This is a genomic window from Shinella sp. AETb1-6, assembly GCF_009826875.1.
Taxonomy (GTDB): domain Bacteria; phylum Pseudomonadota; class Alphaproteobacteria; order Rhizobiales; family Rhizobiaceae; genus Shinella; species Shinella sumterensis.
This window is the reverse complement of the sequence record NZ_WUMM01000007.1, coordinates 174,644-187,073: the sequence shown is the minus strand read 5'-3', so window position 1 is coordinate 187,073 and position 12,430 is coordinate 174,644. Positions and strand designations below refer to the sequence as shown.

At 63.9% G+C, this 12,430-nt stretch carries 13 protein-coding genes; 8 read left to right on the top strand and 5 right to left on the bottom strand.

Features of this window, described 5'->3' with window-relative positions; translation table 11 throughout:
- Positions 1-78: 78 nt before the first annotated feature.
- Together GR158_RS14670 and GR158_RS14665 are read right to left on the bottom strand one after the other, a co-directional pair.
- Entirely contained in the window at positions 79-450 is a 372-nt protein-coding gene (locus tag GR158_RS14670; RefSeq protein WP_160871582.1) for a cell division protein ZapA, read from the bottom strand.
- 20 nt (positions 451-470) lie between these two features.
- Entirely contained in the window at positions 471-743 is a 273-nt protein-coding gene (locus GR158_RS14665; protein ID WP_134645812.1) for a DUF4164 domain-containing protein, read from the bottom strand.
- Between the two features lie 329 nt (positions 744-1,072).
- Here GR158_RS14665 and tkt point away from each other — a divergent pair, with 329 nt between their 5' ends.
- The 4 genes from tkt (at position 1,073) to pgk (ending at position 5,925) form a co-directional block, all read left to right on the top strand.
- Positions 1,073-3,055, top strand: a complete 1,983-nt coding sequence (tkt, locus tag GR158_RS14660) for a transketolase (RefSeq protein ID WP_160871581.1) — start codon at positions 1,073-1,075, stop codon at positions 3,053-3,055.
- Between the two features lie 68 nt (positions 3,056-3,123).
- A complete protein-coding gene (gap, locus tag GR158_RS14655) occupies positions 3,124-4,134 on the top strand; it encodes a type I glyceraldehyde-3-phosphate dehydrogenase (protein ID WP_134645816.1) in 1,011 nt (336 codons plus the stop codon).
- A gap of 11 nt (positions 4,135-4,145) precedes the next feature.
- Positions 4,146-4,712: a putative glycolipid-binding domain-containing protein gene (locus GR158_RS14650; RefSeq protein ID WP_160871580.1), complete on the top strand. Its 567-nt coding sequence runs from the start codon at positions 4,146-4,148 to the stop codon at positions 4,710-4,712.
- A gap of 13 nt (positions 4,713-4,725) precedes the next feature.
- Entirely contained in the window at positions 4,726-5,925 is a 1,200-nt protein-coding gene (gene pgk, locus GR158_RS14645) for a phosphoglycerate kinase (protein ID WP_160871579.1), read from the top strand.
- A gap of 234 nt (positions 5,926-6,159) precedes the next feature.
- Here the strand turns inward: pgk and GR158_RS25155 are convergent, their stop codons facing one another.
- Complete coding sequence (locus GR158_RS25155) at positions 6,160-6,315, bottom strand: hypothetical protein (protein WP_167718723.1); 156 nt, start codon at positions 6,313-6,315, stop codon at positions 6,160-6,162.
- Between the two features lie 151 nt (positions 6,316-6,466).
- On the opposite strand from GR158_RS25155, the gene GR158_RS14640 reads away from it, so the two are divergent.
- From GR158_RS14640 to GR158_RS14630, 3 genes are all read left to right on the top strand, one after another.
- A complete protein-coding gene (locus tag GR158_RS14640) occupies positions 6,467-7,747 on the top strand; it encodes an MFS transporter (RefSeq protein WP_160871578.1) in 1,281 nt (426 codons plus the stop codon).
- Positions 7,744-7,932: a DUF1192 domain-containing protein gene (locus tag GR158_RS14635; protein WP_160871577.1), complete on the top strand. Its 189-nt coding sequence runs from the start codon at positions 7,744-7,746 to the stop codon at positions 7,930-7,932. The genes GR158_RS14640 and GR158_RS14635 overlap by 4 nt, the downstream gene beginning before the upstream one ends.
- Positions 7,933-8,306: 374 nt before the next feature.
- Positions 8,307-8,825, top strand: coding sequence for a DUF1465 family protein (locus tag GR158_RS14630; protein ID WP_134645826.1), 519 nt, complete (start codon positions 8,307-8,309; stop codon positions 8,823-8,825).
- 290 nt (positions 8,826-9,115) lie between these two features.
- Here the strand turns inward: GR158_RS14630 and rpmE are convergent, their stop codons facing one another.
- On the bottom strand, positions 9,116-9,337 hold the full coding sequence (gene rpmE / locus GR158_RS14625; RefSeq protein WP_117370525.1) for a 50S ribosomal protein L31: 222 nt from the start codon (positions 9,335-9,337) through the stop codon (positions 9,116-9,118).
- Positions 9,338-9,527: 190 nt separating this feature from the next.
- Here rpmE and GR158_RS14620 point away from each other — a divergent pair, with 190 nt between their 5' ends.
- A complete protein-coding gene (locus GR158_RS14620; protein ID WP_160871576.1) occupies positions 9,528-11,351 on the top strand; it encodes an ABC transporter transmembrane domain-containing protein in 1,824 nt (607 codons plus the stop codon).
- A 46-nt stretch (positions 11,352-11,397) separates the two neighbouring features.
- Here GR158_RS14620 and GR158_RS14615 read toward each other — a convergent pair whose 3' ends face one another.
- Complete coding sequence (locus GR158_RS14615) at positions 11,398-12,429, bottom strand: peptidoglycan -binding protein (RefSeq protein ID WP_134645830.1); 1,032 nt, start codon at positions 12,427-12,429, stop codon at positions 11,398-11,400.
- Position 12,430 lies beyond the last annotated feature (1 nt).

Genomic DNA, 12,430 nt, shown 5'->3' with positions numbered 1-12,430 from the left:
ATATAGGCCGAAAGCAGCGTCTTCGCCAGTGGCAATCGACCAGGCGTTGGCCGGCTGAAACGAAAAACTGCGTCCGGATCAGTTGACCTGCGGCTTGCCGTTGAGCTTTGCCGCCATGCCCTGGATCTGGTTGGTGAGTTCGCCGAGCGCCTGGGCGATCGCCTCTTCGCTGCGCGAGACCTCGACCAGCACGCCTTCGCGGCCGCTGCGCAGTTGCTCGGTTTCTTTCTCGATCGTTTCAAGCCGGCGGGTCACGTCGTTCAGTTCATCCATGACCATGATGCCGGCCATGACGGTGATGCGCAGATCGCCGATCTCGCCGAACTGCGCCTTGAGGTGCCCGACATAGCGATCGAACCCGGCGGCGAGGTCTTCCAGGTGGGACTCCTGCCCCTCCTCGCATGCCATGCGATAGGCCTTGCCATCGATCTGAACGGTTACCTGAGCCATGCGGATTCTTTCTGTTGCGCCTAACGGTCGAGCACGGCGCGGATGGTCTCCATCGCCGTGACGAGACGGCGGGAGACCTCGCGGTTGACCTCTTCCAGCCGGTTGGCGCGGAATTCGGACTGGTCCAGCTCCTGGGCAAGCCGCGAACGGTCGGCATTGACACGCCGCACCTCGCCCTCCACCTCGCCGTGTTCCCGTTCACGGTCAAAGCGCATGTCGAGCGCATTCTCGAGACTGCCAAGCGCCTTGCGAAGCTCCTCGATTGCAGCCCTGACTGTTTCCCCGTGTGTCATAAAGCCTTCACCGGCACTCTCAAAAAACACGAATCGCCGCCGCCGGCGCCGGTTCCCACGCATTGACAGTATTCAACTGCGGGGCAGAGCGTCAACAGCGCGGGCGCACCCGCCGGAAAGCCGCTGTGGATCAGCTTCGCGACCTATGGTGCATGGTGGCGTTCCACCTCGCCCGAAAACGCCAAAAAACCCGGCGGATTCGGCGCTCAAAGGCCGCAGGAACCGCCGAATTCGTTGACTTAGACGGTGCACCTGCTATGTGTCAGCCGCTTCCAACCGGCGCCCCTCAGGGACACCGGCCCTGACACCCCGAAGAATACGGAACAGTCATGATCTCTCGCGAAAAACACGACCGGATGGCGAACGCAATTCGCTTCCTTTCCATGGATGCCGTGGAAAAGGCGAACTCCGGCCACCCCGGCCTTCCCATGGGCGCAGCAGACATCGCAACGGTTCTTTTCACCCGCTTTCTCTCCTTCGATCCGAAGACCCCGCACTGGCCGAACCGCGACCGTTTCGTCCTGTCGGCCGGCCACGGCTCGATGCTCCTCTATTCGCTGCTCTATCTGACGGGCTACGAGGACATCACGATCGACGAGATCAAGAACTTCCGCCAGCTCGGCGCCAAGACCGCCGGCCACCCGGAATACGGCCACGCCGCCGGCATCGAAACGACGACCGGCCCACTCGGCCAGGGCATCGCCAATGCCGTCGGCATGGCGATCGCCGAGCGCAAGCTGCGCGACGAGTTCGGCTCGGACCTGATGGAGCACTACACCTACGCGCTCGTCGGTGACGGCTGCCTCATGGAAGGTATCAGCCAGGAAGCAATCTCCCTCGCAGGCCACCTGAAGCTCAACAAGCTGATCGTGTTCTGGGATGACAACAACATCTCGATCGACGGCCCGATCTCCATGGCCGATTCGACCGACCAGCACGCCCGCTTCCGTGCGAGCCAATGGCACACGATCGCGGTCGACGGCCATGATCCGGACGCGATTGCCGCCGCCATCGAGGAAGCCCACAAGTCCGACAAGCCCACGATGATCGCCTGCAAGACGACCATCGGCTTCGGCGCGCCCAACAAGGCCGGCACGCACAAGGTGCACGGTTCGCCGCTCGGCGCGGAAGAAATCGCCGCCACCCGCAAGGCGCTGAACTGGGAAGCGGAAGCCTTCGTGGTTCCCTCCGACGTGCTCGATGCCTGGCGTCTCGCCGGCCTCCGCTCCGCCAAGGCGCACAAGGAGTGGGAAGCCCGTCTGGAAAAGACGGATACCGAAAAGAAGGCCCAGTTCGTCCGCCGCTTTGCCGGCGAGCTTGAAGGCAGCCTCGATTCCGCAATCGCCGCCTACAAGAAGAAGCTTGCCGAAACGAAGCCGAACCCGGCGACCCGCAAGGCTTCGGAAGATGCGCTCGAAGTCATCAACGGCGTTCTCCCGGAAACGATCGGCGGCTCGGCCGACCTGACCGGCTCGAACAACACCAAGACGAGCCAGACCAAGTCGATCACCCCGACCGATTTCTCGGGCCGTTACATCCACTACGGCATCCGCGAGCACGGCATGGCCGCGGCGATGAACGGTATCGCGCTGCATGGCGGCCTGATCCCTTATTCCGGCGGCTTCCTGATCTTCTCGGACTATTGCCGTCCGTCGATCCGCCTCGCCGCGCTGATGGGCATCCGCGTCATCCACGTCCTGACCCACGATTCCATCGGCCTGGGCGAAGACGGCCCGACCCACCAGCCGGTCGAGCAGATGGCTGCACTGCGCGCCATTCCGAACCTGCTGATGTTCCGTCCGGCCGATGCCACGGAAACGGCGGAGTGCTGGCAGCTGGCGCTTGAAAGCCACAACCGCCCGTCGGGTCTGGCGCTGACCCGCCAGAACCTGATGCCGGTCCGTCTGGAATACGAAGAGGAAAACCTCTGCGCGCGCGGCGCCTATGACCTCGTGTCGGCCAGCGACGCCCAGGTGACGATCTTCGCATCCGGCTCGGAAGTTGAGATCGCGGTGAAGGCCGAGCAGGCGCTCACGGCCAAGGGCATCTCGACCCGCGTCGTCTCCGTCCCCTGCTTCGAGCTCTTCGCCGAGCAGCCGGAGGCCTACCAGAAGGCCGTTATCGGCAACTCGCCGGTCAAGATCGCCGTCGAAGCCGGCATCCGCCAGGGCTGGGATTACTTCATCGGTTCGGATGGCACCTTCATCGGCATGTCCTCCTTCGGCGCATCGGGCCCCTACAAGGAGCTCTACAAGCATTTCGGCATCACGCCGGAAGCTGTCGTCGCCGCCGCGGAAGCCAAGCTCGGTTGAGTGCACGAGGGCGCGGCCCCGCCGCGCCTCTCACCGCCAAAACGTTTATCCATAGGGAGAGACCCCAAATGACTGTGAAAGTTGCCATCAACGGCTTCGGCCGCATCGGCCGCAACATCCTGCGCGCCATCGTCGAATCCGGCCGCACCGACATCGAGGTCGTGGCGATCAACGATCTGGGCCCGGTCGAGACCAACGCGCACCTCCTGCGCTACGATTCCATCCACGGCCGTTTCCCGGCTGAAGTGAAGGTCGACGGCGACACGATCACCGTCGGCGGCGGCAAGCCGATCAAGGTGACCGCCATCAAGGATCCGGCGACGCTGCCGCACGGCGCCATGGGCGTCGACATCGCCATGGAATGCACGGGCATCTTCACCGCCCGCGACAAGGCCGCCGCTCACCTGACGGCCGGCGCCAAGCGCGTCATCGTCTCGGCTCCGGCCGACGGCGCCGACCTGACCGTCGTCTACGGCGTCAACGATGACCAGCTGACGAAGGATCACCTCGTCATCTCCAACGCCTCGTGCACGACGAACTGCCTCGTGCCCGTCGTGAAGGTCATCGACGACCTCGTCGGCATCGACCACGGCTTCATGACGACTATCCACTCCTACACCAACGACCAGCCGTCGCTCGACCAGATGCACAAGGATCTGTACCGCGCCCGCGCTGCCGCCCTTTCGATGATCCCGACTTCGACGGGCGCTGCAAAGGCTGTCGGCCTCGTCCTGCCGCACCTCAAAGGCAAGCTCGACGGCACCTCGATCCGCGTTCCCACGCCGAACGTCTCCGTCGTCGACTTCAAGTTCGTCGCCAAGCGCGACACGACGGCCGCCGAGATCAACGAAGCCATCAAGGCTGCCTCCAACGGCAAGCTGAAGGGCATTCTCGGCTACACCGACGAGCCGCTCGTCTCGAAGGACTTCAACCACGACAGCCACTCGTCGATCTTCGCGACGGACCAGACGAAGGTCCTCGAAGGCAAGTTCGTTCGTATCCTGGCGTGGTACGACAACGAATGGGGCTTCTCGAACCGCATGTCCGACACGGCTGTCGCCTTCGCGAAGCTGATCTAAGGACGCTCATCATGTTTCCGCCCCTCACCTTGAAGACGGTCCGCTGGCGTCCGTTGGAGGGCGAGGGGCTGGAACATCTGACCGTGCGTGCCGTCGAAGGCGGCATCCGCGCCGAAAGTGCCGTTATCGGCGACCGCGGCGACGGGCGTCTTTATGGCGTGCACTATCGTATCGATCTCGACGCTGGCTGGCGCGTGCGTTCCTTTCGCGTGGAGGAGACGGACGGCAGCGGCGTTGCGATGACTTCTGACGGCGAAGGCCGGTGGCGAAGCGAAAGCGGCGAACCGCTTGCGGCCTTCGACGGCTGCATCGATATCGATCTGGCGGGAACGCCCTTCACCAACACCCTGCCGATCCGCCGGCTGGGGCTTGCCCCCGAAGCCGGAACAGTGCGGCTGAAAATGGTCTATGTGCCGTTCGACACGTTTTCTCCGTTTCCGGACGGGCAGAACTATACGTGCCTCGACCCGGCACGACGTTACCTCTACCAGGCCGATGACCGGACCTTCCAAGCGGAATTGCCCGTCGATGCAGACGGCTTCGTGACCGACTATCCCACCCTATTCGCAAGACTCTGACGGGAGCCCTCCCATGACCTTCAAGACCCTCGACAACCTCACCGACATCGCCGGCAAGCGCGTGCTCGTCCGCGTCGATCTCAACGTGCCGGTCAAGGACGGCAAGGTCACCGATGCCACCCGCATCGAGCGCGTCGCGCCCACCATCCTCGAACTGTCGAAGAAGGGCGCGAAGGTTATCCTGCTGGCGCATTTCGGCCGCCCGAAGGGCGAGGTGGTCGCCGACATGTCGCTGAAGCAGATCCTGCCGGCGGTGAACGAGGTTCTCGGCACGACCGTCGCCTTCGCATCCGACTGCATCGGCGATGCCGCTGCATCCGCCATCGCAGCGCTCGACAACGGCGACATCCTGCTTCTGGAAAACACCCGCTTCCACAAGGGCGAGGAGAAGAACAACCCGGACTTCACCGCCGCCCTCGCCGCCAATGGCGACATCTACGTCAACGACGCCTTCTCCGCCGCGCATCGCGCCCATTCCTCGACCGAGGGCCTCGCCCATCTTCTGCCCGCCTATGCCGGCCGCACGATGCAGGCCGAACTGGAAGCGCTCGAAAAGGGTCTCGGCAATCCGAACCGGCCCGTCGTCGCCATCGTCGGCGGCGCGAAGGTCTCCACCAAGATCGACCTGCTCATGAACCTCGTGAAGAAGGTCGACGCGCTGGTCATCGGCGGCGGCATGGCGAACACCTTCCTCGCCGCCCGCGGCACGGATGTCGGCAAGTCGCTCTGCGAACATGACCTCGCTGACACCGCCAAGCAGATCATGATCGAGGCTGCGGGCGCCGGCTGCGCCATCGTGCTGCCCGAAGACGGCGTCGTCGCCCGCGAATTCAAGGCCAATGCCGAAAACGAGGTCGTCGATGTCAGCGCGATCCCGGCGGACGCGATGATGCTCGACGTCGGTCCAAAGACCATCGAAGCCGTCAATGCCTGGATTTCGCGCGCCTCGACGCTGGTCTGGAACGGTCCGCTCGGCGCCTTCGAGATCGCCCCCTTCGACACCGCCACGGTGGCTGCCGCCAAACATGCCGCCGCCCGTACCCGGGAAGGCAAGCTCGTTTCCGTCGCCGGTGGCGGCGATACCGTGGCTGCCCTCAACCATGCCGGCGTCGCCGACGACTTCACCTATGTCTCGACGGCCGGCGGGGCGTTCCTGGAATGGATGGAAGGCAAGCCGCTTCCTGGCGTCGACGTGCTCAATCAGCAGAAATAACCAGAAGGGCTTGTGTAGCGCGCCGGATCACCTACATTGCTGTTATCGTCAACGAACAGAAAGGAAGGTGATCCAATGTCTAATGAGATTTCGGTCTTGGCTTCGGGCATGGGAATTGTGGTGAACGAAACGAGGCAGCCCTCGTTCTGATCCCGCCTTCCTTCGAGCCGCAAGGCTCGGGTCCGCACCGGACCAAACCTCATGGGGGCCACCTTCGGGTGGCCCTTTTGCGTTTCAGGGGCGGATGAGAACTGTCAGCATCATCAGGGCGATGGCGCCCACCGCGATCTTCCAGAAATCCGCACGCCGACGCAGCCCCGGCAGGCCGAGCGGCCGGATGACATGAAGCAGCATGACGGCGAGAAGAAGTGCTGGCAGGATTTTCGACATGGCGGCCTTTCTTGTCTCTTCCTGTCACACCTCAGACACTTTTCCAAGCGATCAGCCGGTAGGGTCAAATTCGCCCCGCCGCCGTCTTTGCATCTGGCAATCAGCAACAGGTGCGCTATTGCTTTGCTATCGATGAATTTGTGAAGAGCTCATGCGAAAAAACCTCATATCCGTCTTCTCGCTTCTGATGGGCACCCTGTTCCTCTTCCTCGGCAACGGCCTGCACGGCCTGCTCCTGCCGATGCGTGGTGCTTTCGAGGGATATGAGACGACCATGCTCGGCCTTCTGGGTACGTCTTGGGCAACGGGCTTCGTGCTGGGCTGCCTGCTGGCGCCGACGGTGGTGAAACGCATCGGCCATGTCCGTGCTTTTTCGGGCTTCGCCTCGCTCATCGCCATCATCGCGCTGCTGACCGGCATGCTCGTCGACCCCGTCTGGTGGATCGCGCTGCGCGCCGTCACCGGCTTTTCGATTGCCGGCACGTCGATGATCATCGAGAGCTGGCTGAACGAGCGCGCCACGAACGAGAGCCGCGGCCTCATCTTCTCCCTCTACATCGCCATCACCCTGGTCGGCACCGTCGGCGGCCAGATGACCGTCGCGCTCGGCGACGTGACGACGCCGATGCTCTTCATGTTCGCCGGCATCCTCTACTGCCTGGCCATGCTGCCGACGACGCTCTCCACCGCGGCATCGCCGCAGCCGCTGAAGCAGGTCAGGCTCGATATCCCCGCCCTGTACCGCACATCGCCCATCGCCTGCGTCGGTATCGTGCTGATCGGCATCGCCAACGGGGCCTTCGGCACGCTCGGCGCGGTCTTCGGCGCCAATGCGGGCCTGACGTCCGGCACCATCGCCATCATGATGAGCGTCGCCATCTTCGCCGGCGCGATCATGCAGCTGCCGGCCGGCCGCATTTCCGATCGCGTCGACCGCCGCATCGTGCTCGCCGTGCTCTCGGCGATCGCCGCCGGCGCCGGGTTTGCCATCTTCGTCTTCCAGCCGGCCTCCGTCACGCTCCTGCTCGTGCTGACGGCACTTTACGGCGCCATGGCGAACGCGCTCTATCCCATCGCGGTCTCGCACGCCAACGACTTTGCCAGCGCCGAGGATTTCGTGAAGGTCTCCGGCGGTCTGCTCCTGCTCTATGGCGTCGGCACGATCATCGGCCCGACCATCGGCGGCCCGATCATGTCGGCCGTCGGCCCCTATGCCCTTTTCGCCGTCACCTGCTGCGCCCACATCCTGATCACCGCCTATGCGATCCTGCGCAGCCGTCGCCGCGCCGCCCTGCCGGCCGACATGCGCGACGCCTACACCACCATCAACCCCGGCACGATGACCACGCCGGAAAGCCTGCAGTTGTCGCCACGCGCCCTGCCGCCCGTGCAGGCCGGCACCGACGCGCCCCAGGAGGAGCAGACCGCATGAGCCTCTTCGACGACGACCGCCCCAAGAAAAAGATCGCGCACGAGATCGGCAGCGACCTGTCGCTGCTTTCGGTGGATGAACTGACGGTGCGAATCGACCTGCTGAAGCAGGAAATCACCCGGCTGGAAGCGGAGCGGCAGAAGAAGGATGCCAGCCGTTCGGCGGCCGAAAACCTGTTCCGATAGGCAGCAATCGTCGCACCCTGGCCGAAAAGGCACAGTTATCGGCAAAGCTGGAACAAAGTTAACCGGACATTAAGCCTTACAGCCTATTACTTGCCCATCCGGTCCTTCCGGGTTCAGACATTTTCACCGCTTGGCGAATCGGTCTGATTTTCTCCCTGTTTTACCTTGAGAGCCGCTTTTCGCGGCTCTTTTTTTGTTTGCCGCAAAGCCGCCGCAAAGTGTCCGGAAACAATTGTGGAGATTAACCCTTTCTTAAGAATACCCTTGCGCGAAGTAGGCTAAGAGATCATCCTTACGCCATGGAACGAAGAGCTGGAACACCAGCGTCCGACCTGCCGTTACCTGCAAGTGATGCGTTCAACAGGGAAAGAACCATGTCCGAAAGAGGATTGAATACCGTCAGCTTCGCTGGCCATGTTGCGTCGTCCGCACAGTTCAAGTCCATCTATGCCGAGGGCATGGGTCTTGTCGAGGAAACCGCGAGCTATCTTGACGGTGTCGGTCGCCAGGCTTCCAAGGTCCTGCCGCGGATGGCTTCGGTGCTATACGCAGCGGAATCGATGCGCCTCACGACACGCCTGATGCAGATGGCCTCCTGGCTGCTGCTCCAGCGTGCGGTCAACAATGGCGAGATGAGCCGCGACCAGATCCTGTCGGAGAAGAGCAAGGTCCGCCTCGACAGCTTCAACGTCGACAAGACCGCCCCCGGCTGGAACGACCTGCCCGAAGCCTTCCGCGACCTGATCGAGCGCTCGCTTCGCCTGCAGAACCGCATCGCCCTGCTCGACCGCGAAATCTACCGTCCTGAAGATGTCCAGACCTTCCAGCCGGACAACCAGAACAGCGTCCAGGCCCAGCTCAACCTGCTGCAGACGGCCTTCGGCAACAGCTGAAGACGGCGCAGGTGAACGCATGATAACCCGGCTTCGGCCGGGTTTTTTTGTCTGTATTGCGTGTTGCAGCCCCTCATCCCCTGCCGGGACCTTCTCCCCGCAAGCGGGGAGAAGGGGATGTTGCACCGTTCTCCTCCAGCCTGAGAATGCAGGAAAACGGTGCGCCCTGCCCTCCTCGCCCCGCTTGCGGGGAGAGGATGCCGGCAGGCAGGTGAGGGGCAGCGCCGAACAGCAGACAACAAAAAACCCGGCCGAAGCCGGGTTCTTCAAAACCGTCCGCGAAGGGCAGATTAGAGGCCGAGGCCTTCGAAGCGCTTCTTGAACTTGGAAACGCGGCCGCCACGGTCCAGCATCTGCTGGTTGCCGCCGGTCCAGGCCGGGTGCGACTTCGGATCGATTTCGAGGTTCATCGTGGCGCCTTCCGAACCCCAGGTCGAGCGGGTTTCGTACTCGGTGCCATCGGTCATGACGACCTTGATGACGTGGTAGTCGGGATGGATATCAGCCTTCATGACACTCTTCCTGCTTGTTCCGGGGGCCATTTGTCGCAACGCATTGCGACAGCGGAGCCAAAGACGTAAATGAAGCCGCAGTCGGCTAGACCTACGGCTTCCCAATTCGATGGCGAGCCTATACATGAAGGCCGTCTGGATAACAAGAGCCGAAAGAGAATTCGTGCCGCCAGGCACTGGAAACGGGGGTATGGTGTCCACAGACAGAGAGACAAACGCGGCACAGAAAACCGCGCGTCGCAATATTCGTCCGCTGGGCAGGCTTGCTCCCTATATCGGTCGTTATCGTGGCCTCGTCGGCGGCGCGCTGGTCGCCCTCGTGCTGGCGGCCGTCACGACGCTGGTCTTGCCGATCGCCGTGCGCCGCATGATCGACAACGGTTTTTCGGGCGCCGATGCCGGGTTCATCAACACCTACTTCTCGATGCTCTTCGTGCTGGCCGGCCTGCTGGCCTTGGCCAGCGGCCTGCGATACTACTTCGTCATCACGCTTGGCGAACGCATCGTCGCCGACTTGCGCCGCGACGTCTTCGCCCATGTGACGAAGCTTTCCCCGGCCTTCTTCGACGTCAACCAATCCGGCGAGATCGTTTCGCGGCTGACGGCCGACACCACGCAGATCAAGTCCGCCGTCGGCGCCACCGCATCCGTCGCCCTGCGCAACCTTATCCTCTGTCTCGGGGCCGTCGCCATGATGGTCTATACCAGCCCGAAGCTGTCGAGCCTGGTCATCGCGGCCATTCCGGTCATCGTCTTTCCGCTCGTAGCCTTCGGCCGCTCGGTGCGCCGCCGCTCGCGCGAGGCGCAGGATACGCTTGCCAGCGCATCCGCCTATGCCGGCGAGGCGATCGGTGCGACGCGCACGCTCCAGGCCTTCAATGCAGAGAATGCGGCCCGCGCCCGCTTCTTCGGCGAGGTGGAAAGCGCCTATGAAGCGGCCCGCAGCGCCATCCGCGCCCGCTCGCTTCTGACCGGCTTCGCCATCGCCATGATCTTCGGTTCGGTCGTCGCCGTGCTGTGGTTCGGCGCGCGCGATGTGCTGGCGGGCACGCTGTCGGCCGGCACGCTCGGCCAGTTCCTGCTTTATGCCGTCTTCGCCGCCGGCAGCCTCGGCGCGCTCTCGGAAGTCTGGGGTGAACTCTCGCAGGCCGCCGGTGCGGCCGAACGCCTGACCGAATTGCTGGAGGAACAGCCGGCCATCACGGCACCCGCCAATCCGGTTGCACTGCCGGTGCCCGCACGCGGCGAACTGGCCTTCCGGGATGTGCACTTCTCCTATCCGGCCCGGCCGGGCTACCGCAGCCTGAACGGCCTTTCCTTCGCGGTGAAGCCGGGTGAGACCGTCGCGGTCGTCGGCCCTTCGGGTGCCGGCAAGAGCACGATCCTGTCGCTGGTCGAGCGCTTCTACGATCCCGATTTCGGCAGCGTCCTGCTCGATGGCGTGGACCTGCGCGCCGCCGATCCGGAAGAAATCCGCCGCCGCATGGCGCTCGTGCCGCAGGATGTCACGATCTTTGCCGCATCGATCCGCGACAACATCGCATTCGGCATGCCTGATGTCAGCGACGACGCGATCCATGCCGCCGCCCGCGCCGCTCAGGCCGAGGAGTTCATTGCGCGCCTCGACAGGGGTTACGATACCATGGTCGGCGAACGCGGCGTGACGCTCTCCGGCGGCCAGCGCCAGCGTATCGCCATCGCCCGCGCCATCCTCAAGGACGCACCGCTCCTGCTGCTCGACGAAGCCACCTCCGCCCTTGACGCGGAAAGCGAGACGTTGGTGCAGCGCGCCCTGGACGGGCAGATGGGCAAGCGCACCACCATTGTCATCGCGCATCGTCTCGCCACCGTGCTGAAGGCCGACCGTATCCTCGTCATGGATGGCGGCCGCCTGGTGGAAGAGGGAACGCACCAGTCGCTGATCCAGCAGGGCGGACTTTACGCCCGTCTCGCCCGGCTGCAGTTCGACCACGGCGGCCAGGCCTTCCTGGGCGAAGCGCGCGCCGCGAGCTGACCGCGACGGCCTGAACCATCGGGTCGGCACCCAAAGATGCCGGCCGCTACTTCTCCGTCAGCTTGAGTTCGATGCGCCGGTTGGTGGCGCGCGCGGTGGTATCGTCGCCCTCGGCGATCGGCTGGAACTCGCCGAAGCCCGCGGCCACCAGCCGGTTGGCCGGCACGCCGTTGGCAATGAGGAACTTCACCACCGACGTGGCGCGGGCAGACGACAGTTCCCAATTGTCGCGATACCGTCCCGTCCCGGAAAGCGGCACATTGTCCGTGTGGCCGTCGACCCGCAGCACCCAGTTGATCTCCGGCGGGATCTCCCGCGCGAGATCGAGCAGGGCGGCGGCCAGCTTGCGCATCTCCACCTGCCCCTCCTCGTTGAGATCGCTGCCGCCCGAAGGGAACAACACCTCGGACTGGAACACGAAACGGTCGCCGACGATGCGGATGTTCTCGCGGTCCGACAGGATTTCCCGCAGCCGGCCGAAGAAGTCCGAACGGTAGCGGTTGAGTTCCTGCACGCGCTGCGCCAGCGCCACGTTCAGGCGACGGCCGAGATCGGCGATCTTTGCCTGCGATGACTGATCCTTCGCTTCCGACGCCTGCAACGCCTCCTCGACGGCGGCGATCTGGCTGCGCAGGGCGGCGATCTGCTGGTTGAGCAGTTCGATCTGGCTCATCGCACGGGCGGACACCTGCTTTTCCGCATCCAGCTCGCCTTCGAGCGTCGTCGCACGGGCGCTCGCCGCATCGGAGGCGCCGGCGCCGCTGTCGAGCAGCTGCTGAAGGCGCGTGCGGTCGCTTTCCGATTGGGCAAGGGAGACCTGGAGATTGGCCAGCGCATCCTCGAGGTCCTGCTTGCCGCTCTTCTCCAGCGCCAGAAGCTGTGTCAGCTCGTTGATCTGGCTCGTCAGCCGGTTGAGCACGTCGTCCTTGCCGGAAATCTCGCGGCTGAGAAAGAACTGCGCCAGCACGAAAACGGTGAGCAGGAACATGATGGCGAGCAGCAGCGTCGACAGGGCATCGACGAAGCCCGGCCAGTAATCCACCGTGCGTTGGCTGCGCCTGTTTCGGGCGAGCGCCATG